The following is a 24,921-nucleotide window of genomic DNA, read 5'->3' on the forward strand; positions in this document are numbered from 1 at the left end:
CTGAAACGACCGCTCCGGGAAGTTCCCGGGGCGGTATCGCCGCCGGGTTGATCCGCAAAAGAGTGGAACATAAAGTGAACGTCGGAGGATTTCCGACGTGGATGATGCACTCAAGACCAAGCTCGGCATCTTGGCCGACGCCGCCAAATACGACGCCTCCTGCGCTTCCTCCGGCGCTGGCGGGCGCGCGGCGAAGAAGGACGGCATCGGCTCGACGACCGGAATGGGCATCTGCCATTCCTACACGCCGGACGGGCGCTGCGTGTCGCTGCTGAAAATCCTGCTGACCAATTACTGCCTGTTCGATTGTGCCTACTGCATCAACCGGCGCTCCTCGAACGTTCAAAGGGCGCGCTTTTCGGTCGATGAGGTGGTGGCGATCACGCTGGGCTTCTACAAGCGCAATTATATCGAGGGCCTGTTCCTCTCCTCCGGCATCATCCGTTCCCCGGACTACACGATGGAGCAGATGATGCTCGTGGCGCGCGCGCTGCGGCAGGATCACGGCTTCGCCGGCTATATCCACCTCAAGGCCATTCCAGAGGCCAGCCCCTGGCTGGTGGAGCAGGCGGGGCTGTGGGCGGACCGGCTGTCGGTGAATGTGGAACTCGCCTCCGACATCAGCCTGAAGGAGCTGGCGCCGGAGAAGCACGCTCCCGGCATCAAGGCGACCATGGGCCAGTTGAAGGAGCGCATTGTCGAGGCGCGCGAGGAAAAGCGCCGCTTCGCCCCCGCCGGCCAGAGCACGCAGATGATCGTCGGCGCCGATGCTACGACCGACGCGGCGGTGCTGGAGACCAGCGCCACGCTGTATGGCGGCTATGGCCTCAAGCGCGTCTACTACTCCGCTTTCAGCCCCATTCCCGAGGCGAGCCGCGTCCTTCCCGTGAAGCCTGCGCCGCTGCGGCGGGAGAACCGGCTCTATCAGGCCGACTGGCTGCTGCGCTTCTACGGCTTCTCGGTGGAGGAGATCGCCGCCGGCGGCGAGGGCGGCATGCTCGATCTCGACATCGACCCCAAGCTCGCCTGGGCGCTGAAGCACCGCGAGCGTTTTCCGGTTGATGTGAACAGCGCCGATCGCGAGTTGCTGCTGCGGGTGCCCGGCCTCGGCGCGCGAGCGGTCGACAAGCTTCTGCGGGCGCGGCGGCAGACCCGGCTGACGCTGGACGACATCGCCCGCCTCAGCACCGGGGTGAAACGCGCGCGGCCCTTTCTCATCACCGCCGACCATCACCCGCTCAAGCTCACCGACCGCAGCGACCTGCGCGAGCGCCTCGCCCCGCCGGCGCGGCAGCTGGAGCTGTTCGCGTGAGCGCGCCGGCCCCGCGAGACGCGGGCACGCCGCGCCTGGTCGAACTGGACTACGGCGCCGACCGTGCCGGCTTCCGCCGCGCGGTGCGCGACGCCGTGGCCTCCCGGCTGCCGCCGGAACGGATGATCTGGCGCATGCGGGCTCCGGGGCCGGCATCCACCCTGCGCGAGGGCAAGACGGACCTGTTCGACACGCCACCGCTGGACGAGCCTCCTGCGCAAGAGGCAGGAGAACCGCCTCCCCTGTCTCTGCCGCGCGCCGTCGCCGGGCTGGTCGATCCGGTGCTGTGCCACGCAGATCCCGAGCGCTTCGCCCGGCTCTATGCGCTGATCTGGCGGGTTCTCCATGGTGAGCGCCAGTTGGCCGACAACCCGGCCGACCCGCTGGTGCATCGGCTCGGGCTAATGGCGAAGGCTGTGCGCCGCGACATTCACAAGATGCACGCCTTCGTGCGCTTCAAGGCGCTGGGCACGGAGAACGGCCGGGAGCGTTTCGTCGCCTGGTTCGAGCCCGACCACTTCATCGTCGAGGCAGTGGCGCCGTTTTTTCGCAAGCGATTCCCCGCCATGGACTGGGCGATCCTTACCCCTGTCGGCACGGTGGGGTGGAACGGGGAGCATCTCGCCTTCGGCCCGCCGGCCGGCCGCCCGCATCTTCCCGAGGGCGACGGCTTCGAGGAAGGCTGGCTCGCCTATTACGCCAGCGCCTTCAACCCCGCCCGCATCAACCCGGTCATGATGCGCGCGGAGATGCCGAAAAAATACTGGCCGAACCTGCCGGAGGCGCGGCTCATCCCGGCGCTGCTGGAGGGCGCGCCGGCGCGGGTGGCGGACATGCTGGCCCGCGAGGCGAGCGCGCCGCGCAAGCGCGATCCCGTCCGCGCGGTGGCGGCGATGGCGCATCAGGCCCCCGCCAGCCTCACTGAGCTCAACGCGCTGATCTTGGCCACGCCCGCCTTCGTTTCCGGCGGCACCCGTGCCGTGCTGGGGGAAGGCCCGCTCGGTGCCCGCCTTGCCCTCGTGGGCGAGCAACCGGGCGACCAGGAGGATGTGGAGGGCCGCCCCTTCGTCGGCCCGGCGGGGCAACTGCTGATGAAAGCGATGGCCGAGGCCGGGCTGGCGCGCGAGGCGGTCTACCTCACCAATGCCGTCAAGCATTTCAAGTTCGTGCCGCGCGGCAAGCGGCGCCTGCACCAGAAGCCGACCGGCGGCGAGGTGAAGCATTATCGCTGGTGGCTGCAGGCGGAACTGGACTTCGTGCAGCCACGCCTCGTCGTCGCGCTCGGCGGCACGGCGGCATTGGCGCTGAGCGGCGAGACGCTGGCGGTCACGCACGCGCGCGGCCCCCGCCGGCTGGGGACGCATGACGGCCTCATAACCTTCCACCCCTCCTATCTGCTACGCCTTCCCGACGAGACCGCCCGGCGCGAGGCCTATGCCACGCTTGTGGCCGACCTGGCGGCGGCGAAGGCGCTGGCGCAGGCGGCCTGAAGGCTGCGACAGCAGGGCGCGGGCCCCCGCGCCTGTGGAATTCATGCGCGCCCCGCGTCGCCTGCAGGGCTTAACGGTGCCCACGCCCTTCCCCCGCGAGGGAATCTGGTTTAAGGGAAGCCCCCAATTGCGGGGCGTGACCTCGCCCAGAAAGTTCAATCCGGGTCCGCCCAAGGACGCGTTCCCAGCGCGTCCTTTTTCGTGCGCCCGGACCAATGCGCGAGCCGCACGGGATCCGATGCCGAAACGCACAGATATTTCCACCATCCTCATCATCGGCGCCGGCCCCATCGTCATCGGGCAGGCCTGCGAGTTCGATTACTCCGGCACACAAGCGTGCAAGACGCTGAAGGCCGAGGGCTATCGGGTCGTGCTGGTCAATTCCAATCCGGCGACGATCATGACCGACCCGGATCTGGCCGACGCCACCTATATCGAGCCCATCACCCCGGAAATCGTCGCCAAGATCATCGCCAAGGAGCGCCACGCGATCCCCGGCGGCTTCGCGCTGCTGCCGACCATGGGCGGCCAGACGGCGCTCAACTGCGCGCTGTCGCTGCGCAAGATGGGCGTGCTGGACGAGTATGACGTCGAGATGATCGGCGCCACCGCCGAGGCCATCGACAAGGCCGAGGACCGCGAGCTTTTTCGCGACGCGATGACCAAGATCGGCCTCGACACGCCGCGCTCGCGCCAGATCAAGACCCTGCCGCAGGCGCTGGAAGCGCTGGACGAAATCGGCCTGCCGGCGATCATCCGCCCGAGCTTCACCATGGGCGGGCTCGGCGGCGGCATCGCCTACAACAAGTCCGAATATATCGAGATCATCGAGCGCGGCATCGACGCTTCCCCCACCAATGAGGTGCTGGTGGAAGAGAGCGTGCTGGGCTGGAAGGAGTACGAGATGGAGGTCGTCCGCGATAAGGCGGACAACTGCATCATCGTCTGCTCCATCGAGAACATCGACCCGATGGGCGTCCACACCGGCGATTCCATCACCGTCGCGCCGGCGCTGACGCTGACCGACAAGGAATACCAGGTCATGCGCGACGCCTCGCTGGCGGTGCTGCGCGAGATCGGCGTCGAGACCGGCGGCTCCAACGTCCAGTTCGCCATCGACCCGGAAACGGGCCGGATGATCGTCATCGAGATGAACCCGCGCGTCTCGCGCTCCTCGGCGCTGGCCTCCAAGGCGACGGGCTTCCCCATCGCCAAGGTCGCCGCGCGCCTCGCGGTCGGCTACACGCTGGACGAGATCGCCAACGACATCACCGGCGGCGCCACCCCGGCCTCGTTCGAGCCGACCATCGACTACGTCGTCACCAAGATCCCGCGCTTCGCCTTCGAGAAATTCCCCGGCGCCGAGCCGACCCTGACCACCTCGATGAAGTCGGTCGGCGAAGCGATGGCCATCGGCCGCACCTTCCAGGAATCGCTGCAGAAGGCGCTGCGGTCGCTGGAGACCGGCCTCACCGGGCTCGACGAGATCGAGATCGAGGGCCTTGGCCTTGGCGACGACAAGAACGCCGTGCGCGCCGCGCTCGGCACCCCCACGCCGGACCGGCTGCTGAAGGTGGCGCAGGCCATGCGCCTTGGCCTCGACGACGAAGCCATCCATGCCGGCTGCAAGATCGACCCGTGGTTCCTTGAGCAGATCCGCGAGATCGTCGACACCGAGGCCAAGGTGCGCGGCCACGGCCTGCCCAAGACCGCCGGCGCCTTCCGACGGCTCAAGGCCATGGGCTTCTCGGATTCGCGCCTCGCCGGCCTTGCCCGCCTTTCCGAGGCCGAGGTCTCGGCCCGCCGGCGCGCGCTGGACGTGCGCCCGGTCTACAAGCGCATCGACACCTGCGCCGCCGAGTTCGCCGCCCCCACCGCCTATATGTACTCGTCCTACGAGATGCCCTTCGCCGGCGTCCCGGCCGACGAATCGCGCCCCACCGACGCCAAGAAGGTGGTCATTCTCGGCGGCGGCCCCAACCGCATCGGCCAGGGCATCGAGTTCGACTATTGCTGCTGCCATGCCGCCTTCGCGCTGAAGGAGGTCGGCTACGAGACCATCATGGTCAACTGCAACCCGGAGACGGTGTCGACCGACTACGACACCTCGGATCGGCTGTATTTCGAGCCGCTGACCGCCGAGGACGTGCTTGAGATTCTGGAGCGCGAGCGCTCCAACGGCACGCTGCACGGCGTCATCGTCCAGTTCGGCGGGCAAACCCCGCTGAAGCTCGCCCGCGCGCTGGAAGAGGCCGAGATCCCGATCCTCGGCACCTCGCCGGAAGCCATTGACCTCGCCGAGGACCGCGACCGCTTCAAGACCCTGCTGGACAAGCTGAAGCTGCGCCAGCCGGCCAACGGCATCGCCTATTCGGTCGAGCAGGCCCGGCTGGTGACGGCCGAGCTCGGCTATCCCCTCGTCGTGCGGCCCTCCTATGTGCTGGGCGGGCGGGCGATGCAGATCATTCACGAGGAGAGCCAGCTCGGCGACTACCTGCTGGAGACGCTGCCGGGGCTGGTGCCGAACGACATCAAGGCCCGCTACCCCAACGACAAGACCGGCCAGATCAACACGCTGCTGGGCAAGAACCCGCTGCTGTTCGACCGCTATCTCTCGGACGCCATCGAAGTCGATGTCGACTGCCTCGCCGACGGCACCGACACCTTCATCTGCGGCATCATGGAGCACATCGAGGAAGCCGGCATCCATTCGGGCGACTCGGCCTGCTCGCTGCCGCCCTATTCGCTCTCCCCCGAGATGATCGCCGAACTTGAGGCGCAGACGCGCAAGATGGCGCTGGCGCTCGGCGTCGGCGGGCTGATGAACGTCCAGTATGCCATCAAGGACGGCAAGATCTTCGTGCTGGAGGTCAATCCCCGCGCCTCGCGCACCGTGCCCTTCGTCGCCAAGGTGGTGGGCCAGCCCTTCGCCAAGATTGCGGCGCGCGTCATGGCCGGCGAGGCTCTCGCCTCCTTCGGGCTGAAGCCGTTTGCCGGCGACCATGTGGCGGTCAAGGAAGCGGTGTTCCCCTTCGCCCGCTTCCCCGGCGTCGACACGGTGCTCGGCCCGGAAATGCGCTCCACCGGCGAGGTGATGGGGCTCGACAAGTCCTTCGCCGTGGCCTTCGCCAAGAGCCAGCTCGGCGGCGGCACCAAGGTGCCGACCTCGGGAACCGTGTTCATCTCGGTGCGCGACGGCGACAAGTCCCGCATCCTCGACGCGGCGCGGCTTCTTGTCTCGCTCGGCTTCAAGGTGATCGCCACCTCAGGCACCCAGCGCTTCCTGGTGGAGAACGGCGTGCCCAGCGCCAAGATCAACAAGGTGCTGGAAGGCCGCCCGCACATTGTCGACGCGATCAAGAACGGCGAGGTCCAGCTCGTCTTCAACACCACCGAGGGCGCCCAGGCGCTCGCGGACTCGCGTTCGCTGCGCCGCGCCGCCCTCTTGCATAAAGTGCCGTACTACACCACGCTATCGGGAGCGATTGCAGCGGCGCGCGGGATCAAGGCCTATATCGGCGGTGATCTGGAAGTGCGGGCCCTGCAGGACTATTTCTAGACCGGCCGAACCTGACGGCGCCTCGCGGCGTTAGGTGCCGGACAACTTCTAAGCCCGCGCGGGCGGTTCGATCGTGGCTGATATGCCCGATTTCTCCGCCCGCGGGGGCTTCGTTTGCTTTTGGGAGGTCAAGAACAGACCAATGGAAAAGATTCCGATGACCGCCGGCGGCCATGCCGCTCTGGAGATCGAGCTCAAGCACCGCCAGCAGGCCGAGCGTCCGCGCATCATCGAGGCTATCTCGGAAGCGCGCGCCCATGGCGACCTGTCCGAGAACGCCGAGTATCACGCGGCCAAGGAACAGCAGGCGCTGAACGAGGGCCGCATCGCCGAGCTTGAGGACAAGCTGTCCCGCGCCGAGATCATCGACGTCGCCAAGCTCACCGGCGACACGGTCATGTTCGGCGCCACGGTCAAGCTGATCGACGAGGACACCGAGGAAGAGCGCGTCTGGCAGATCGTCGGCGACATGGAAGCCGACGCCAAGGCGGGGCGCATCTCCATTTCCTCGCCCATGGCGCGCGCGCTGATCGGCAAGAAGCTCGGCACGTCGGTGGAAGTGGTGACGCCTAAGGGCGCCCGCTCCTACGAGATCGCCGCCGTCCGCTTCGCCTGAAGCCGCACGCAGACCCGACATGACGGAGAAGGCGGCGATCGACCCGGCACGGCTCGAAGTCGTGGCGACGAATTTCAAGCGCCGCCTCTCCGGCGTCACCTCGACGCTTGAGCGCGTGCTGCCCTTTCAGGCGCGCACCCTCGGCATCGCCGCCTTCGGCCCGGGCCTGACGGACAGCATTGCGCGCATCGGCGCGGCCGAGCTGCGCCATTTCTGGCGCCGGCCCGCGCGCCGCCCGACCCGCATCTGGCACGCGCGCCGCAACGTCGAAATGCTGGCCGGTGTCGTGCTGCGCGACCTGTTGCGGATGAAGCTTTCGCTTGTCTTCACCTCCGCCTCGCAGCGCTGGCACACACGCTGGAGCCGCTTCCTCATCTCCCGCATGGACGCGGTGATCGCCACCTCGGCGAAGACCGCGGGCTATCTCCAGCGCCCCGCCGCCGTCATCCATCACGGCATCGACATGGACAGCTTCGCCCCCGCGCCCGACAAGGCCGAAGCGCGGCGCGCGGTGGGCTTGCCGGACGATCTGAGGATGATCGGCTGCTTCGGCCGTATCCGCGCCCAGAAGGGCACGGACGTGTTCGTCGATGCGCTGATCCGCGTGCTGCCGGACCATCCCGGCTGGGGCGGCGTGGTGCTGGGGCGGGCTACCGGCGCGCACACCGCCTTCTTCGCCGATCAGCGCGCCAAGGTGGAAAAAGCCGGGCTGGCCGACCGTATCCTCTTCCCCGGCGAGGTCGCGACCTCCGACATCGCCCTGTGGTACCGCGCGCTAGATCTTTATGTCGCCCCCCAGCGCTGGGAGGGCTTCGGCGTCACCCCGCTGGAGGCGATGGCCTGCGCCGTGCCCGTCATCGCCACGCGGGTCGGCGCGTTCGACGAACTGGTGATCGAGGGCCAGACCGGCTCCATCATTCCGCCCGGCGATGTCGGGGAGATGGCCGCAGCGGTGAGTGCATTCCTGCAGCTTGATGAGGCAGCAGCGGCTGCAGTCGCGCGCGCCGCCCGCGACCACGTCGTCGCGACCCATTCCATCGAGGTCGAGGCGCAGAAGATCAACGCGGTCTATGAGAGCGTCTGGGCCTCCGCCTAGATCGCCGGGCCTTCGAGCCCCAGCACCGGGGCGATGAGGCGGGCGAGGTCGCCGCGCACATCCAGCGTCGGCGGCTCCAGCATTATCAATGAGTTGGCGAACTGTTCGGCGTTCACCGTGCCGAGCGGCAGGATGGCGAGGCTCGGTGCGAAGGACGGCGCCGCCCAGCTTTTCGCCGCCCAGGCGGAAATCGCTTCGCTGGCATAGCCGTCATGCACCTTCGCCGAGCGCAGGCCGATGACCGGGCGCCTGGCCGTCAGCCCCTCGACCAGCATGCTCATGGAATCCTCAGTAACAACAACGGCATCGGCGCCAAACAACGCCCGCGCCGAGCCCGCCCCGGCGCTGCGGTAGTCGATGAACTCGGCAAGCACGCCCTCCCCGGCCAGTGCGGCGAAGCGCGCGCCGACCTCGTCCGGTGTGCGGCGCGAGGTCGTCACCCGCCAGCGCACGCCGTGCTCGCGGGCGACGTCGCGCACCAGCCGAACCAGCGCATCCCATTCATTTTGCGGCCATTCCTTGCGATAGGCGGTGCCCCCGACCAGCAGCGCAAGCTCCGCCCCCTTGAGGTCGGCAAGCGTCGAAAGCCGGCGCGGGGCGGGGTAGTCGTCGGGGTCGACAATCGAGGGAATGGGCGCCCAGGCCGAGCGCGGATTGCCCGCTGCGCGCGGCGAAGCGACGATCATCAGGCTGACCTCGCGCGTGTCATAGCCGCCGATTCCGCCGGAATAGACGAAGGGCACACCCCCGAAAAACCGGCTGAGCAGGATGCCCGCCGCGATGGTCGGGCGCCCGGAGCCGACGATGACGTCAGGCTTTTCAAGGCTTTGCGCGTCGATGCCATACATGGAGCGCAGCCATTTGCTGGCGTCGCGGCCGTAGCGGCGCATGATGATCTTGCGCACATCGTCATGGGCGAACCAGGTCGGGCGGATGTTGAGCCGCGCCACCTCGGTCGGCGCCAGCCGGCCGATCGCCAGCGCGACACCTTCCGCCTGGTTGAAATGTCCCGGCTTCTTGTCGCGCAGGACCAGCAGTTTCACCGGGTCGCCCCGCGCGGCTTGGTGCCGAACAGCTTGCGGTGCGCCGAGCGGGCCAGCTTCTGCGTGCGGTAGATCACCCGCTCGCGCGCCCGCACGGCAAGGCCGGTGAGCCCCGTCACCTCGCCGTCCCAGGTCTTGAAGGCGACGCGGGCGCGGCGGTGGATCGGCATTTTGCGAATGGCCGGAAAATGCGGCTTCAGCCGCGCCAGCCACCAGTCCGCATCATGCTGCGAGACATGGGCGTTGCGCCCGTCGGAGAGCAGCATCTTGGCCGGGCCGATGTCGATGACGAACAGCGCATGCGCGGCCGCTGCGGCGATGGACGCCAGCACCGCGTCGATCTCCTCGTCCGGGATATGCTCCATCACGTCGACATTCACCGCCAGTTCCACCCGCGCGTCCGGAAGGGTGGCAATCTCCGGGATTGCCGGGTCGTAGCGGTGGATTTCCGGTATCCCCGCCTTGGCGGCGATGAGGAAGGCGAGATTGCTCTGCCCGCAGCCGAAATCGATCAGCGAGGCGGGCTTCAATGCCATGATGTGCGGCAGCATGTCCGCCAGCGCGTGGCGTGCCGTGGCGCCGTAACGGTGGCGCGCATGTAGCTTCGCATATTCGTCGACGAGGCTGTGTGCCATCCCTAGGCTCCGAAAATGCGCCGCTTGAGCTTGCCGAAGAACCGCCGCAGCCGGCGCACCCGCTTCTCCACCTTCCGGCCGAGCCGGGTCTTCAGCGGCACGGAGGCGAAGGGCGTGCGGGCGCGATAGGCGAGGAAGAGGTCGCGCGCGGGGTGGTTGCAGTCGGTGTAGTTGGGCTTCACCTGGCCGATGAAATGGATGATGCGGACGTCCGCCCAGATCGCCGGATCGTCGGTATAAGCGCCCTTCTCCAGCCGGCGATGCAGGTTCCAGCTCTCGTCGAGCGGCAGCCATTCCCCGCGCAGGGCGCCGTTGAGCGCGTCCTGGTCCATCATCGGCAGGGTGGGATGGTCGTTGATGAAGTCGATCGTGCGGTCGGTCAGCCGCTGGGCGCGCCACGCCTCCAGGTCGATCAGCAGCACGCCGCTGTTGAAATAGCGCATGGTGTCGGGCAGCCCGATGTCGCGGTTGCGCTTGGCGTGGCGCTCGGGCACCTGACGAGCGATGTCGTCCACGGCCGCCAGCGCGAAGCCCTGCATCGGCAGGGTGGCGAGCGGGGCGAGCGACGCGTTCACCAGCGTGTCGCAGTCGATATAGAGCAGCCGTCCCGTGGCCTCCGACAGGCTCAGCGGCATGAGGATGCGGGCATAAGCGGTGCGCGAGAGGTGGTGATTGACCGGCCGCGCGGCGAAGTGCCGGCCCATGTCGTCGCTCATGTCGACAAAGACGATGTTGGCGCGGCCGTAGGAGGTGGATAGCCGCGCCTTGTCTTCCTCCGACACCCGGTCGCAGAAGACGTAGACCGACGCGAAGCTGTCGGCCGCCTTGTCGGCGAGCGAGGCGAGCATCACTCCGGTCAGCTCGACATAGGCGGTATCGGTCGCGGTGGCGACGATCACCGGGTTTCCCCTTCCATCGGCACCACGGCGGCGTCCTTAGACTGCTGGAGCGTCAGCGCGGTCTTCACATTGCGCACATTTGGAGCGCCGGTCAGTTCCAGCACGAAATTCTGGAAGGTGCGCAGGTCCGGGGCGACGCAGAGCAGGATGAAATCGGTCTCGCCCGAAAGCATCCAGCATGCCCGCACCAGCGGCCAGCGTTCCACCTGCGCGGCAAATGCGGAAAGGTCGCCCTCGGCCTGGCTGATCAGGTGCACCATGGCGAAGGCCATCAGGTCGAAGCCGAGCTTCTTCTCGTCGAGAAGCGCCCGGTAGCCCTTGATGATGCCTTCTTCTTCCAGCGAACGCACCCGGCGCAGGCACGGCGGGGCGGAAATGCCGACACGCTGCGACAGCTCCACATTGGTGATGCGGCCATCGCCCTGAAGCTCGCGCAGAATGTTCCAGTCGATCGCGTCGATGCGGCGAACCAAGCGGGGTCTCCGTGTCCGGCGGCCGGGACGGCGCGCCTGCGGCGGCGCGAGGAGTGCAGCGGCCGCGAGAGCAATTATCTTGCGCGCGCGCCTCGCGCAATCTTCCTTATGGAAAACTAATGGATAGGAGGCCTCCGCCTTGCGGTTGCCCAGGTCAGCCCCTACATTTTCGCATGGCTACCAGGGCGGCCCTTGCAGCACGCGCAGGTGCGGGTCCAATGAGCCTATCCAAGGCCTGATCGTCCGTCCGGCGATTCGTTCGCCGCAACACAGTGAGCCTGCCATGTCGGCCCCCTCCGCCAGCTCGGCCAACCACGTCAAGGTCCTGATCATCGGCTCGGGTCCGGCCGGCTATACCGCCGCCGTCTATGCCGCGCGGGCCATGCTGGAGCCGGTGATGATCCAGGGAATCCAGCCCGGCGGGCAACTCACCATCACGACTGACGTCGAGAATTATCCTGGCTTTGCCGATCCGGTCCAGGGCCCGTGGCTGATGGAGCAGATGCAGGCGCAGGCCGAGAAGATGGGCACCCGCATCGTCAATGATCTGGTGACGTCGCTCGACCTCTCCCGCCGGCCGTTCCGCGCCGAGACCGATTCCGGCACGGTGTGGATCGCCGAGACGGTGATCCTCGCCACGGGCGCGCAGGCGCGCTGGCTGGACCTTGAGTCCGAGCAGGCCTATCGCGGTCACGGCGTTTCCGCCTGCGCCACCTGCGACGGCTTCTTCTATCGCGGCAAGGAAGTGATGGTGATCGGCGGCGGCAATACCGCTGTCGAGGAAGCGCTTTTCCTCACCAATTTCGCCTCCAGGGTCACGGTCGTGCACCGGCGGGACAGCTTCCGCGCCGAAAAAATCCTGCAGGAGCGCCTGTTCGCTCATCCCAAGGTCGAGGTGGTGTGGAACGCCGCCCTGCATGAGGTGAAGGGCCAGCACGAGCCTCCCAAGGTGACGGGCGTGGTGCTGAAGGATGTCGTCACCGGCGCGCTTTCCGAGCGTGCGGCGGACGGCGTGTTCATCGCCATCGGCCACGCCCCGGCGACCGATCTCGTGCAGGGCCAGCTCAAGCTCAAGCCGAGCGGCTATGTCTGGACGGCGCCGCACTCCACCCAGACCTCGGTGGAAGGCGTGTTCGCCGCCGGCGATGTCGCCGACGATATTTTCCGTCAGGCGGTCACGGCCGCCGGCATGGGGTGCATGGCAGCACTGGAGGTCGAGCGTTTTCTCGCCGTCCGTGAGCCACTCGCGCAAGCCGCCGAATGAGCGAGGGGCCCCGCCGGATGGACAACAAGGCCAATCGCGCTCGCGACATGGACTGGGACAAGCTCAAAGTGTTCCATGTCGCGGCGGAGGCCGGCTCCTTCACCCATGCGGGTGAGGCGCTCGGCCTGTCGCAGTCGGCGGTGAGCCGGCAGGTTTCGGCGCTGGAGCAGGAACTCAACATCCCGCTGTTCCACCGCCATGCCCGCGGCCTGATCCTGACCGAGCAGGGCGACCTGCTCTACCGCACCGCGCATGAAGTGTTCATGAAGCTGGAAGCGGCGCGGGCCAAGCTCACTGACAGCCGCGAGAAGCCCAATGGCGAATTGCGCGTCACCACCACCATGGGCCTCGGCACCCACTGGCTGACGGCACGCATCGGCGAGTTTCTCGAACTCTATCCCGATATCCGCATCACGCTCATCCTTACCGATGACGAGCTCGACCTGGCCATGCGCGAGGCCGATGTCGCCATCCGCCTGCGCCAGCCGGTGCAGCCGGATCTGATCCAGCGCAAGCTGTTCACCGTGCACTTCCACGCCTTCGCCTCGGCCGAATATCTCAAGCGCAACGGCCACCCGCGCACGCTGGATGAGCTGGACAAGGACAAGCACCGCATCATCCTGCTGGGCGGCCCCATCCCTTCCTATTTCCAGGGTCTGAACTGGCTGGAGCGGGCCGGGCTGGAGGACGACCAGGAAGGGCGCGTGCCCTCGCTCTCGGTCAACAACGTGCTCGGGCTGAAGCGGGCGGTGGAGCGCGGCGTCGGCATCGGCATCGTGCCGGACTATCTGCTGGAGGATTCCGCCACGCTCGTGCAGCTCTTCCCCGAGCGCACCACGCCGACGCTGGAAGCCTATTTCGTCTACCCCCAGGAAATGCGCTCCGTGGCACGCATCCAGGTGTTCCGCGACTTCCTCGTCGCCAAGGCCCAGCGCTGGAGCTTCTGAGCACCGCTCACCGGATCGGCAGCTGCTCGACCACCTCGCGGGCGACATAGTCGCCGGCATGGCGCCAGCCCTCGTCATTGTCGCCGCGAAAGCTCAGCAGCCGCTCGAACACAAGCCGGCCCGTCGCGGCCTCGAGCACCGCCACCCGCATCGACAGGACCAGCGTGCTCATCTTGTGCACGCTCCCCACCAGCAGAAAACCCGCCCCCGCCTCCTGCGCCCGCTGGCGCAACGCGTCCACGCCTTGCGCATCGAGCTGGCAGGCGCCCTCGCAGGGCAGAGCCAGGCTGTCCAGTTTCCCTGCGCGGGCGATATCGGCCCCAACATCCCGGGTGAGCGCCTGCCGCCGCGCCTCGTGCTGGCTGCGCTGGTCGCGCGCCTCGCCGGACGAATCGGTGAAGCCGATATCGGCTACCGCGACCCGCGCTGGCTCGGCCGCGCGCACCAAGCCGGCGGGCGCCAGCGCCAGCAACACGGCGCAAAGCGCCGGGACACGGTGAACAACACGGGCGCGATAAGACAGCATGGCGTTCCTCCGATGGGACCACTCGGCGACGATCGAGCACCGATTACGCGCCTTTCTGTCAGCTCGGGCAAGGCCAGGGGACGAGTCGGAGGTATCGGGCCGCCCAATTTACGGGCATGACAGTGGTACGAAACGCACGATGCAATTACGCATGCCTGCCATGCAGGCATAATTTATTGCAGTCTGCTCGGTCTTTGACCATATGTGAGGAAGACACCGAGACGCCTCGCGTTTCGGCTGTTCCCCTCTGGAAGGTTCGCTGCTTCGGCAGCGAAAACTTAAGGCCGGCCCCTTTCGGGACCGGCCTTTTTTCTGTGCCGTGGGCGGGTTCGCCCCCGCCTACATGAACAGCTTCTCGCCCGAGAGGTCCTTGTAGAGGCCAGCGACTTCCTCGCCATACCCGTTATAGATCAGCGTCGGGCGCCGCTCGCCGGTGCCGATGTCGCGCTCGCTGGCCTGGCTCCAGCGCGGGTGCGACACGGCCGGGTTCACATTGGCCCAGAAGCCGTATTCGCGCCCCTGCACCTGCTCCCACAGACCCACGGGCCGCTCCGCCACGAAGGAGATGCGGACGATCGACTTCACCGATTTGAAGCCGTATTTCCACGGCACGGCGAGACGCAGCGGCGCGCCGAACTGGTTGGGCGCCGGCTTGCCGTAGATGCCGGTGACGAGGAAAGCGAGGTCGTTATTCGCCTCGGCCATGCTGAGCCCGTCAATATAGGGCCAGGGGTAGATGAAGCGGCGCTGGCCGAGCGCCACCTCCGGATTCATGAAGGTCTCGAAGCGCACATATTTTGCGCCTGAGAGCGGCTTGGCGTAGGCGACGAAGTCCTTCACCGAAAAGCCGGTCCACGGCACCGTCATCGACCACGCCTCCACGCAGCGGTGGCGGTAGATGCGCTCTTCCAGCGACATGGCGCGGATAAGGTCGTCGATGCCGACCTCGCGCGGTTGTTCGACCAGCCCGTCTATCTTCACCGTCCACGGCCGGCGCGGCATGCGCGCCGCGACATCGGCGATCTGGTAGGCCGAACGCTCGGAGCCGAATTCGTAGAAATTGTTGTAGTTGCCGGAAATCTCCTCCGGCGTGATCGGCCGGTCGCCCGCCGTGAAGGCAGGGTTCTTCTTCGCGGGGTAGAGATCCTTGGTCGGGTCATTGGCCGGGTCGCCTACCGCCGGAGCGGCATCGGCGAAAGGCGAGAGAGCGGCGGAAAGCCCGGCGACACCCAGCAGGCCCACCCCGGCGCCGAGCAGATTCCGGCGGGAGAGATAGGTGGCTTCGGGCGTGACCGCGCTCTCTGGCAGTTCCCAGGACCGGCGACGGCGTATCGGCATGGCAGGCTCCTCTTGGATGGTACGGAGAGTACGCGCGAACCAGCCGGTTTATTTCAGGCGCCGTTTCAACTTCTCGTGCAAAATGACAAAGGCCCGGCGGGGCGCCGCCGGGCCTTTGGTTTGCCATCCGATGCGGAGGGTGCCACCGGCACCGTCCCCGTGTCGCCTCAGATCACTTGGAAACGAGACGCAGATCGCCGACGCCGAGGGCGACATTCACGCCCGTCTGGCCTTCGACGCTGACCGGCTGCAGGGCGATGGTCTTGTTGGAACCGCCCACCAGCACGTTGCCAGCCACGCCGACGCCGAGCGCCACGCTGCCGGACACGCCGACATAGGTGCCGTCGAGATCGCTCGAGCGCACGCCGCGCGAGGGCGCCAGCACGGTCCACAGCAGGATGTTGCGGCCGGTCACGCCGAGGTCGAGGCCCCAGCGGCGGATCGAGCCCTCATAGGCGAACTTCTTGCCGCGTGCGGCGGTGAAGGTGCAGTTGAGCGTGCGCTTGGAGCCGATGATGAAGCTCACCGACTTGGAGCCCACGCAGGCGAGCGAACCGACCTCGACGCGCCTGGTCTGGGCAGAGGCGGGCGCGGCGACGAGGGTGGCGGCGCCCGCAACAAGCGCGGCGCCGAGCAGCCCGCGCGACAGAACGGAACGGAACATTCAAGTCTCCTGACGATGACGCGCAGCCGGCTCTCGGGAACCGGCGCCCTCGCCTTGTGGCGCTTGCCGGCCGGGGCGCGCCGCCCGGCCGATCAATATCATTCTACCTCAGCGGAGCGAGCCGCAGAAGCGCTGGATTCGCAGGCACGCCTCTTCCAGATCCTTGGTGGAAGTCGCGTAGGAAATGCGGAAGGCCGGGCCCAGACCGAAAGCCGAGCCATGCACCACCGCGACGCCCTCGGACTCCAGAAGCTCGGAGGCGAAGGTCTCGTCATTGTCGATGACCTTGCCCGCCGCCGTCGACTTGCCGATGAGCCCGGCGCAGGAGGGGTAGACGTAGAACGCCCCTTCCGGCTTCGGGCAGGTGAGGCCGGAGGCCTGGTTGAGCATGGACACCACGAGGTCGCGGCGCTCCTTGAACACCTTGTTGTTGGCGACGATGAAGTCCTGCGGCCCGTTCAGCGCCTCGACCGCCGCCCACTGGGCGATGGAGTTGGGGTTGGAGGTCGACTGCGACTGCAGCGTACCGATGGCCTTGATCAGCGCCTCCGGGCCGGCGGCGTAGCCGATGCGCCAGCCGGTCATGCAATAGGCCTTGGAGACGCCGTTCATGGTCAGGGTGCGATCATAGAGCGCCGGCTCGATCTGCGCCGGGGTGACGAACTCGAAGTCGTCATAGACGAGGTGCTCATACATGTCGTCGGTAAGAATCAGGACATGCGGGTGCTTCACCAGCACGTCGGTCAGCGCCTTCATCTCGTCGCGCGAATAGGCCGAGCCGGTCGGGTTGGACGGCGAGTTGAAGATCAGCCACTTGGTCTTGGGCGTGATCGCCGCTTCGAGCATCTCCGGCTTCAGCTTGAAATTGTCCTCAAGCCGCGTCTCCACCGGCACCGGCGTGCCGCCGCAGAACTGCACGATATCGGGATAGCTGACCCAGTACGGCGCCGGAATGATCACCTCGTCGCCGGCATCGAGCGTGGCCACCAGCGCGTTGAACAGCACCTGCTTGCCGCCGGTGCCGACCGTGACCTGGCTCGGCTTGTAGGTGAGACCGTTCTCGCGCTTGAACTTGGCGACGATGGCCGCCTTCAGCTCGGGAATGCCGTCCACGGCGGTGTAGCGGGTCTGGCCGTCGCGAATCGCCTTGATCGCGGCTTCCTTGATGTTGTCCGGCGTCTCGAAATCGGGCTCGCCGGCCGCAAGCGCGATCACGTCACGTCCGGCCGCTTTCAACTCCCGCGCCTTGTTTGAAATGGCGATGGTCTGGGAGGGATTGATGCGCTTCAGGGCGGCGGATATCAGGCTCATGGCCGGTTCTCTCCCTTGAGGGTTTTGCGCGCGACAACTAGTCGAGCCCTTGCGCCCCGGCAAGCGATTCCCTACCTGCGAACGGCGCGAGGGCCGCGTTTTCCTGACGCGGCCACGATCCAGACCGTTCTGCCGGAGTTTGCTGCATGCTCAAGATCTATGCCATGCAGAGCTCGGGCAATTCCTACAAGGTGCGGCTGCTGCTCGCGCGGCTCGGCCTGCCCTTCGATCTGGTCGATGTCGACCTGCTGCATGGGGAGAATCGTACCCCGGATTTCCTGATGAGGAACCCGGAAGGGCGCGTGCCGCTGCTGGAACTGCCGGGCGGGCGCTATCTCCCCGAATCCAACGCCATCCTGTTCTACCTCGCTGACGGCACGCCGCTGCTGCCCAACGACCCGCTGGGACGGTCGGAGACCCTGCGCTGGATGTTCTTCGAGCAGCACAGCGTCGATTCCTCCATCGGGCTGGCCCGGTTCTGGCTGAAACTGGTGCGCGGCGGGCGCGATCTCCGCACCCACGACATCGACCGCTGGATGGAGGAAGGCTATGCCGCGCTCGGCGTGATGGAGCGCCATCTGGCGCGCCGCCCCTTCGTCGTCGACGGCACGCTGAGCATCGCCGACCTCGCCCTCTATGCCCATACCCACGTGGCCGAGGAAGGCGATTTCGATCTCGCCACCTTTCCGGCGGTGCGGGCCTGGCTGGATCGGGTCGCCGCGCAGCCCGGTCATGTCGGCATGGACTGGCGCCCCGAGGACGCGCAAGCGCAGGCCGACAGCGCCTCGCCCCGCAGTCCGCGCCTCCTGACTCCGGGTTGAGCAGCCTCAACCCCGGGGTTAACGCGCGTTAACCCCGGGTTAAGAGCCCTTAACCCGTTGCCGCGAAATGGCCCCGAAATGGCACCGGGTTGCGCAAAGTGGCGTCCAAGCGGAGCCGCCTTCCCCTCCCAAGTTACCGTCACCAAGGGGCAGCAGCCCGGACGGACCGAAGGGGTTTCGCCATGCCGGACAAGACCATGCCGAACCAGACATTTGCCGCCCCGCCCCGCGCCGGCGAGGTGCTCGCCACCCGCCACACCGCCGGCCGGCGGCTGCGTCGCGCCGCGATGGAAGCGGGCGTCGTGCTGTCGCTGACCTTCGCCATCGTTGCCGTGCTGTGCCTCTTCGGCCTGCAGCGGGCCTCCGCCTTCGAGGTCGTCCATGGTGTCGCCTCGGACGAACGCCTCGCCATCGGCGCCGTGCTGCTGGCGACGTTTGTCGGCCTGTGCGGCCTCACCACCTTCATGCTGCGCACCACCTTGCAGACCTCCGGCGCACCGGGCGCCCTTGAGCCGCGCGGCAGCCGCCGTCGCCGGGGCTGACGGTGGGGGCCGGGCGCCCCGGACGTCGCAGGCGTCGTCGTGCCTGTCGGCATCGCCGCTGTTCTCCAACGGCCTTTCTTCCCTAACGGCATCGTGCGTGCGACGGCGGTTGGCGTCTCCTGCCGGTTGTTCTAACCATACGGCTCGCAACCGAACCCCGGAGCGCCGCCGTGAGCCGCCACCCTTCCGCCCCGCCCCGCCCTCTCATTCACCCTGCGGCCGGCCTGATGGCTCTCCTGCTCGCGGCGGGTCTTGCAGTCACCCCCGCTGCCGCGCAGTCGGCCGGTAGCGAGCCGGTCGAGGCGCCCTCCTCCATCGGCCCGCTGAGCGTCGAGACCGTCGCTGGCGGCTTGCGCAGCCCCTGGGGCCTCGCCTTCCTGCCCGATGGCCGGATGCTCGTGACCGAACGGCCGGGCGCGTTGCGGATCGTCAGCCGGAGCGGCACCGTTTCGGCGCCGGTGGCCGGCGTGCCCCCGGTGCTGGCGCGCGGACAGGGCGGCTTGCTCGATGTGGCGCTGGCACCGGATTTTGCCGATAGCCGGCTCGTGTTTCTCACCTATGCCGAACCGCGCGAAGGCGCCGCCGGCACCTCGGTCGCGCGGGGACGGCTGGTGGAACAGAATGGCGACGCCCGGCTGGAAGACGTCGAGGTGATCTTCCGCCAGTCGCCGGCGGCGGGCGGCGGCAATCATTTCGGCTCGCGCCTCGTCTTCGCCCGCGACGGCACGCTGTTCGTCACGCTGGGCGATCGCTCCTCGTTGCGCGATCAGGCGCAGAACCTCTCAAACCATATCGGCAAGGTGGTCCGCATCGTTCCGGATGGCGGCGTGCCCGACGACAACCCGTTCCGCGAACGCAATGGCGCGCGACCGGAAATCTGGAGCTATGGCCACCGCAACGTGCAGGGCGCGGCGCTTGATCCGGAGACCGGGCTGCTGTGGACCATCGAGCACGGCGCGCGAGGCGGCGACGAGTTGAACCGCCCGGAGGCGGGCAAGAATTATGGCTGGCCCGTCATCACCTATGGCCGCGACTATTCCGGCGCCAAGATCGGCGAGGGCACCTCGAAGCCCGGCATGGAGCAGCCGGTGAAATACTGGGACCCCTCCTTCGCGCCGTCCGGCCTTGCCTTCTACACCGGCACGCTGATGCCCCAGTGGAAGGGAGACCTCTTTACCGGCGGCCTCGCCGGCGCGCGGCTGGTGCGCCTGAAGCTGGACGCGGCGCGCCAGGGCGTGGCGCAGGAGGAGATCCTCCTCGCCGATCTCGGCGCGCGCCTACGCGACGTGCGCCAGGGCCCGGACGGGGCCCTGTGGCTGCTTACCGACGACCCCTCGGATGGTCGCCTGCTGCGCCTCGCGCCGGCGGACTGAGCGCCCTCACCACTTCTGGAAGATGAAGAAGGCGCCCAGCGCGATGAAGGCGAAGCCGATCAGGTGATTCCACAGGAACGGCTCCTTCAGCCACAGCACCGAGAAGCCGGCGAACACCACCAGGGTGATGACCTCCTGCATGGTCTTCAGCTCCACCGTCGAATAGACGGCGGAGCCGTAGCGGTTGGCCGGCACGGCGAGGCAGTACTCGAAAAACGCGATGCCCCAGCTCACCAGAATGGCGAGCAGGAGCGGGCTCGATTTGTGCTTGAGGTGGCCGTACCAGGCGAAGGTCATGAAGATGTTCGAGGCGAACAGCAGCAGGATCGGCGTCAGCGTGGGCGGCAGGAGCGACGATAGAGCGGGCATGGGGGGAGTCTCGGTTGCGATACCCCGAGCATCACGCCCGCATGGCGCCCGTCAATGCCCGCGTGAGCCGCACCTCACAGTTCGGCCCAGTGGCGCAGCAGGTTGTGATAGACATTGGCGAGCGAGAGCACCGACGGGTCGTCGTCCGGCAGCCGGGCGCGCGTGCCCATGATGGCGCGGTCGAGGTCATAGAGCATGGTGCGGCGCTCCTGGTCCTTGATCATCGACTGAGACCAGAAGAACGAGCCCCAGCGGCTGCCGCGGGTGATCTCGTTGACGCTGTGCAGGCTGGAGGCGGGATAGACCACCGCATGCCCGGCCGGCAGCTTCACCTCGTGGGTGCCGTAAGTGTCCTCGATCACCAGTTCCCCGCCGTCATACTCCTCCGGCTCTGTAAGGAAGATGGTGGTGGAGACATCTGCCCGCATCCGCATGCCGGTGCCGGGAATGGCGCGGATCGAGCCGTCGACATGGGCGCCGAACTTCATGCCGACATCATAGCGGTTGAACATCGGCGGCAGCACGCGCAGCGGCATCACCGCCGAGTTGAACATCGGGTTGCGCCCGAGCGCCCTCAGCACGATGTCGCCGAGTTCCGCGGCCTCCTTCGAGTCCACCGGAATCTGCAGGTTGAGCTTGCTCATCGCCGCCTGCGCGCCGGCGCTCACGCGCCCGTCCACCCATTGGGAGGCTTCCAGCACGCGCCGGCAATGGGCGACTTCGTCCGGGGTGAGGATGTCGGGGATCTGGATCAGCATAGGGCGGTCCGTTCAACGAAAAGAGGGGGAAAGCCGGATAAGCGGCCTTCCCCCGAGATGAGACGGTCAGGTCGTAGGCGTGGCGATCAGAAGGTCGCCCCGACGGTCAGGGTAAAGGTGCGGCCCGAGGAGGGAACCGCACGGTTGCCCCAGCCGGCCGAGTAGTTCAGCTCGTCGGTCAGGTTGTAGGCGTTCACCGCGATGCGGTAGTTCTCGTATTCATAGGACACCAGCGCATCGAGCGAGAAGCTTTCCGGGATGATCGCGGTGTTGGCGCTGTTGGTGAAGTACTCGCTGGCATAGGTGATGCCACCGCCGACCAGCAGCTTGCCGGGAAGCTGGCTCAGCACATCCTTGGTCAGCTCATAGGTGGTCCACAGGGTGATGTTGTTCTCGGACACGAAGGGCACCTCGTTGCCGATATAGTCGGCGGTGGTCGAGGTCATGATCTCGCTGTCGTAATAAGCGTAGCCGGCCTGAATCACCCAGGCTGCGGTGATGTTGCCAGTCACGCCGAGCTCGACGCCCTGCACACGCTGGTTCTCGCCGGTCTCCACCGTGTCGAAGGTGTTGGGATCGACGTAGAAGGCGTTGCTCTTGTCGACCCGGAACAGCGCGCCGGTGAAGCCGAGGCGCCCGTCGGGCGTCGAGACCTTGAAGCCGAGCTCGTAGGTCTCGTTTTCTTCCGGCTGAAGGTTGTTCTGCGTCGGGTTGACGACGGTGATGTCGTTGGTCGGGAACATGCCCTGCGGCGAATAGGAGCGCGCCCAGGAGGCGTAGTAGGTCTGGTTGGAGGTCGGCTCCCAGATCACGCTGGCCTTGGGGCTGGAGAACTGGGTCGTGCTCTGGGCATTGGTCCAGCTGTTGGTTCCGTTGAGGCAGGTGGTGCCCACGCACCAGAAGCTGTAATCCGCCGAATAGCTGTCGTAGCGAATGCCGCCGAGCACCGAGAGCTGGTCGGTCAGCCAGATGCGGTCGCTGACGAAGGCGCCAAAATCGGTGGCCGTCGATTCGCGCTGGCCGTTATTGCCGAGCGGGTTCGGATAGAGGAAATAGCCCGTGGTGTTGCCATAGACCGGGTTCCAGATCGGCGAGGTGCCCTTCGACCCGTTCACCGAGATCAGCGTGCGCTCGTCATTGACGAAATACATGTCGAACCCGCCCACCACTTCATGTCGCAGGAAGCCGGTGTTGAACTTGGCGATGGCGGTGGTGACGTTCTGGCCCGACCAGCTGGTCTGGTCGAAGCCCGGATTGCCACCGCCGAAGGCGATCGACGGATTGCCGCCAGCGAAGAACTGGCCGGTGCAGGTTCCCTCATACTGCTCGGGCGTAGGATTGGTCACATTGCTGGGAGTGTTAGCGCAGCCCGGCACCGAAGTGGCGAAATCGCGCGTGTAATAGCCGACGCGGGAATCATTGGTGATGGTGAGCCAGTCATTCACCTCGCGCTTGTAGTTGGCGGTGAACATATTGGCCTCGGTGTCGTCGTGGTCCGTCACCTTGCCGTAGAAATTGGTGCGCGGTACGCCCCACTCCGTCACCGGCTTGCCGAGCGAGCCGTAGCGCACCGCATCGCCAAAGCGCGGGGTCAGGATCGGCACGCCGTAGTCGGGGGTGCGCGAGCCGTTCTGGTAGAGATAGTTCAGGTGCAGCGTCTGGTCGGTGCCCAGCCCGAAGCCGAGATCGGCCATCAGGCCGTAACGGTTCGATTCGACATGGTCGCGGTCGGCCACGTCCTGCTCGTTGACCATGCCGACGATACGGAAGGCCGTGGTCTCGTCGAGCTGCTTGTTGATGTCGAACACGCCGCGATAGAGCGGCCCGGTGCCGAACTGGCCCTCGAAATCATACTTGTCGCCGATATGCGCCTGCTTCAGCGTCGAGTTGATCGCGCCGCCGGTGGTGCCGGCACCGAAGCTCTCCGAGGACGGCCCCTTGAACACCTCGATGCTCTCATAGGCGAAGCTGTCGCGGACATAGACGCCGAAGTCGCGCAGGCCGTTGATGTAGACATCGCCCTTGGACTGGAAGCCGCGAATGCGGAACTGGTCGCCATTCATGCCGCCGCCGCCCTCGCCGATGCCGACGGTGACGCCCGGAACGTTGCGCAGCGCCTGCTCCAGCGTGGTGACGCCCTGCTCCTGCATGGTCTGCTGGTTGATGACCTGCACGACCTGGGGAATGTCCTGGATCCGGCCGGGCAGGCGCGAGATGCCGGTCGTGCCCTCAAGCGTGTTGTCGGGCGAATTTTCGCCCTCGACCGTGACCGTCGGCAGCTCTTCCTCGGTGGCGGGCGCGGCAGCTTGCTGCGCCTGGGCGGAGAATAGAGGCAGCGCCGACAGAGTGACGGCCAAGCCAGCCGTCCAGGCGGTATTATGCGAAGTATCGCGCAGCGTCCTCAATGTCTTCATTAACATCCAGCCCCTTATGTATCTTATTTTTGCCTATTAGCTATGATTCCAAACGTCTTCAAACGTTATGTTTTTTACGTATTCCAACGTAAGCAAGATGGATTGATTCAAAACTACAGTTTTTAATTATTAAAAACTAAAACAGGACGGTCAATTCTGTCGATAATTGCCCTTGAGATTAGACATCGTAAGGATATTAAACCCTGGCCGCGAACGGATGCGGTGCCGCGGCAGCGTGCAGAACGGCAGGACGGGATGCGGGACGGCTGGATTTCGTTCACAGAGCTGACACAAATTGGCCCCGAACTGTTGCGCGCGCGCATCAGTGAGAACCCGGCCGCGGCTGCCCGCTGGGTCGAGGCGGCCGCACTCGCCGGCATCGTCAATGCCCAGATCGCGTGGGGGCAGATGCTGCTGGACGGCCATGGCGTGGCACGCGATCCGGAAGCGGGGCTGCGCTGGTTCCAGATCGCTGCCGGCGCCGGCAGCGCGGAAGGCGCCAACATGGTCGGGCGCTGCCATGAATGCGGCTGGGGCGTGCCCGCCGACCCCGCCCGCGCGGCGGCGCATTACCGGCAGGCGGCCGAGCGCGGCCATGGCTGGGCGCAGTTCAACCTCGCCACGCTGTTGCTGGATGGGAAGGGCATCGCCGCCGATGGTCGGGAAGCGCTGCACTGGTACGCGCGCGCGGCCCGGGGACGAAACGCCGAAGCCGCCGCGAAATCCGCCACCCTCGTCGGCCGCTACCTCGAACTGGGCTGGGAGCGCCCGGCCCGCCCGGTGGCCGCGCTGCGCTGGTATAAAAGGGGCGCTGCGGGCGGGGATTACCGGGGCCAGTTCGACTACGCCCGCCTCCTGCTGGAGCGCACCGGCCGGCTCGACCTCGCCATGCCGTGGTTCGGCCGCTGCATAGAGAACGGCGTTCCCGCCTTCTGCCGGAATGTCGGTGCCGCCCTGCGGGAAGCGCCGCAGCCCGCGCTGCGCCGCCTTGCCTTGCGGGCGCTGCAACGCGCCGCACTAAGCGGCACAGCTGGCGATCTGCGCACCCTCGGCGGCGCGCTGGCGGAGGGGCTCGGCGGCGCCCCGGATGCAGAGGGCGCCGCTCGCGCCTTCCAGCGCGCCCGCGAAGCGGAGGCGGCACACGCGGCGGCAGGCCCAACCGGCAAGGCTCAGGCTCCGTCGCCGGACGGCGCGGCGGCGGCCGGTGGCCATGCGTGAGGTGCGCCGAATGCCCTGAGGCGAGCTTTTGAGATCGCTTCGTCACGGCACCGTCCGATCACAAGTAAGTTATAGCCTTTCTACGACCTTTACTCTGCAACCTCACAGAGGCGCTAAATTACCGCCCAAGGCGGCTTTTCCAGTATTATCCATGCTTTGCGCACTCAACCTTTCCAGATGACTGCAACTTTCACACGAAGCGCCGCCTTGTTTTGCAGGCGCCGGGCAACAACGCCATGACGCCACTGTCCTC

General features: G+C 66.8%; 22 protein-coding genes. 11 read left to right on the top strand and 11 right to left on the bottom strand.

All coding sequences use genetic code 11. The features are described from left to right. Positions 1-97: 97 nt before the first annotated feature. From EV667_RS14000 to EV667_RS14020, 5 genes are all read left to right on the top strand, one after another. Entirely contained in the window at positions 98-1,312 is a 1,215-nt protein-coding gene (locus tag EV667_RS14000; RefSeq protein WP_131835927.1) for a putative DNA modification/repair radical SAM protein, read from the top strand. Then, entirely contained in the window at positions 1,309-2,802 is a 1,494-nt protein-coding gene (locus EV667_RS14005; RefSeq protein ID WP_131835928.1) for a UdgX family uracil-DNA binding protein, read from the top strand. The genes EV667_RS14000 and EV667_RS14005 overlap by 4 nt, the downstream gene beginning before the upstream one ends. A gap of 238 nt (positions 2,803-3,040) precedes the next feature. Then, positions 3,041-6,361: a carbamoyl-phosphate synthase large subunit gene (carB, locus tag EV667_RS14010; protein WP_131835929.1), complete on the top strand. Its 3,321-nt coding sequence runs from the start codon at positions 3,041-3,043 to the stop codon at positions 6,359-6,361. Between the two features lie 142 nt (positions 6,362-6,503). Next, on the top strand, positions 6,504-6,977 hold the full coding sequence (gene greA / locus EV667_RS14015; protein ID WP_126280686.1) for a transcription elongation factor GreA: 474 nt from the start codon (positions 6,504-6,506) through the stop codon (positions 6,975-6,977). Positions 6,978-6,996: 19 nt separating this feature from the next. Continuing rightward, complete coding sequence (locus tag EV667_RS14020; RefSeq protein WP_131835930.1) at positions 6,997-8,073, top strand: glycosyltransferase family 4 protein; 1,077 nt, start codon at positions 6,997-6,999, stop codon at positions 8,071-8,073. On the opposite strand, the gene EV667_RS14025 is transcribed toward EV667_RS14020, so the two are convergent. Genes EV667_RS14025 through EV667_RS14040 form a run of 4 tightly spaced genes read right to left on the bottom strand, consistent with a single transcriptional unit; the run spans position 8,070 to position 11,123 of the window. Next, on the bottom strand, positions 8,070-9,116 hold the full coding sequence (locus tag EV667_RS14025; RefSeq protein WP_131835931.1) for an ELM1/GtrOC1 family putative glycosyltransferase: 1,047 nt from the start codon (positions 9,114-9,116) through the stop codon (positions 8,070-8,072). The two genes, EV667_RS14020 and EV667_RS14025, sit on opposite strands and share 4 nt — an antisense overlap. Further along, entirely contained in the window at positions 9,113-9,751 is a 639-nt protein-coding gene (locus EV667_RS14030) for a methyltransferase domain-containing protein (RefSeq protein ID WP_131835932.1), read from the bottom strand. The genes EV667_RS14025 and EV667_RS14030 overlap by 4 nt, the downstream gene beginning before the upstream one ends. A 2-nt stretch (positions 9,752-9,753) precedes the next feature. Beyond that, positions 9,754-10,650, bottom strand: a complete 897-nt coding sequence (locus EV667_RS14035; RefSeq protein WP_131835933.1) for a glycosyltransferase family 8 protein — start codon at positions 10,648-10,650, stop codon at positions 9,754-9,756. Next, complete coding sequence (locus tag EV667_RS14040) at positions 10,647-11,123, bottom strand: Lrp/AsnC family transcriptional regulator (RefSeq protein ID WP_018387052.1); 477 nt, start codon at positions 11,121-11,123, stop codon at positions 10,647-10,649. The genes EV667_RS14035 and EV667_RS14040 overlap by 4 nt, the downstream gene beginning before the upstream one ends. A gap of 283 nt (positions 11,124-11,406) precedes the next feature. On the opposite strand from EV667_RS14040, the gene trxB reads away from it, so the two are divergent. After that, on the top strand, positions 11,407-12,387 hold the full coding sequence (trxB, locus tag EV667_RS14045; protein WP_131835934.1) for a thioredoxin-disulfide reductase: 981 nt from the start codon (positions 11,407-11,409) through the stop codon (positions 12,385-12,387). Between the two features lie 47 nt (positions 12,388-12,434). Further along, on the top strand, positions 12,435-13,334 hold the full coding sequence (locus tag EV667_RS14050; protein WP_164714572.1) for a LysR family transcriptional regulator: 900 nt from the start codon (positions 12,435-12,437) through the stop codon (positions 13,332-13,334). A gap of 7 nt (positions 13,335-13,341) precedes the next feature. Here the strand turns inward: EV667_RS14050 and EV667_RS14055 are convergent, their stop codons facing one another. The 4 genes from EV667_RS14055 to EV667_RS14070 form a co-directional block, all read right to left on the bottom strand. After that, a complete protein-coding gene (locus EV667_RS14055) occupies positions 13,342-13,860 on the bottom strand; it encodes a DUF2380 domain-containing protein (RefSeq protein ID WP_245516143.1) in 519 nt (172 codons plus the stop codon). Positions 13,861-14,199: 339 nt separating this feature from the next. Beyond that, positions 14,200-15,198 carry a protein-methionine-sulfoxide reductase catalytic subunit MsrP gene (gene msrP, locus EV667_RS14060; protein ID WP_131835935.1) on the bottom strand — a complete coding sequence of 333 codons (999 nt, stop codon included), beginning with the start codon at positions 15,196-15,198 and terminating at the stop codon, positions 14,200-14,202. A gap of 172 nt (positions 15,199-15,370) precedes the next feature. Further along, a complete protein-coding gene (locus tag EV667_RS14065) occupies positions 15,371-15,862 on the bottom strand; it encodes a DUF992 domain-containing protein (protein WP_131835936.1) in 492 nt (163 codons plus the stop codon). 108 nt (positions 15,863-15,970) lie between these two features. Continuing rightward, positions 15,971-17,173, bottom strand: coding sequence for a pyridoxal phosphate-dependent aminotransferase (locus EV667_RS14070; protein WP_131835937.1), 1,203 nt, complete (start codon positions 17,171-17,173; stop codon positions 15,971-15,973). Positions 17,174-17,319: 146 nt separating this feature from the next. Between EV667_RS14070 and EV667_RS14075 the strand changes: the two genes are divergently transcribed. From EV667_RS14075 to EV667_RS14085, 3 genes are all read left to right on the top strand, one after another. Further along, on the top strand, positions 17,320-17,994 hold the full coding sequence (locus tag EV667_RS14075) for a glutathione S-transferase family protein (protein WP_131835938.1): 675 nt from the start codon (positions 17,320-17,322) through the stop codon (positions 17,992-17,994). A 182-nt stretch (positions 17,995-18,176) separates the two neighbouring features. Next, the gene (locus EV667_RS14080; RefSeq protein WP_131835939.1) at positions 18,177-18,536 is read left to right on the top strand and encodes a hypothetical protein; all 360 of its coding nucleotides are present in this window, start codon (positions 18,177-18,179) and stop codon (positions 18,534-18,536) included. A gap of 227 nt (positions 18,537-18,763) precedes the next feature. After that, positions 18,764-19,909, top strand: coding sequence for a PQQ-dependent sugar dehydrogenase (locus EV667_RS14085; protein WP_131835940.1), 1,146 nt, complete (start codon positions 18,764-18,766; stop codon positions 19,907-19,909). Positions 19,910-19,915: 6 nt separating this feature from the next. Here the strand turns inward: EV667_RS14085 and EV667_RS14090 are convergent, their stop codons facing one another. From EV667_RS14090 to EV667_RS14100, 3 genes are all read right to left on the bottom strand, one after another. After that, positions 19,916-20,278: a DMT family protein gene (locus EV667_RS14090; RefSeq protein ID WP_131835941.1), complete on the bottom strand. Its 363-nt coding sequence runs from the start codon at positions 20,276-20,278 to the stop codon at positions 19,916-19,918. A 74-nt stretch (positions 20,279-20,352) separates the two neighbouring features. Next, entirely contained in the window at positions 20,353-21,036 is a 684-nt protein-coding gene (locus EV667_RS14095; RefSeq protein ID WP_131835942.1) for a Fe2+-dependent dioxygenase, read from the bottom strand. A gap of 86 nt (positions 21,037-21,122) precedes the next feature. Beyond that, positions 21,123-23,393 (bottom strand): TonB-dependent receptor, encoded by a 2,271-nt coding sequence (locus EV667_RS14100; RefSeq protein ID WP_245516144.1) that lies wholly within the window; start codon positions 23,391-23,393, stop codon positions 21,123-21,125. Between the two features lie 366 nt (positions 23,394-23,759). Between EV667_RS14100 and EV667_RS14105 the strand changes: the two genes are divergently transcribed. Continuing rightward, positions 23,760-24,668, top strand: a complete 909-nt coding sequence (locus EV667_RS14105) for a tetratricopeptide repeat protein (RefSeq protein WP_245516145.1) — start codon at positions 23,760-23,762, stop codon at positions 24,666-24,668. Positions 24,669-24,921: the final 253 nt, after the last annotated feature.

It is taken from the genome of Ancylobacter aquaticus (assembly GCF_004339465.1).
Lineage (GTDB): Bacteria > Pseudomonadota > Alphaproteobacteria > Rhizobiales > Xanthobacteraceae > Ancylobacter > Ancylobacter aquaticus.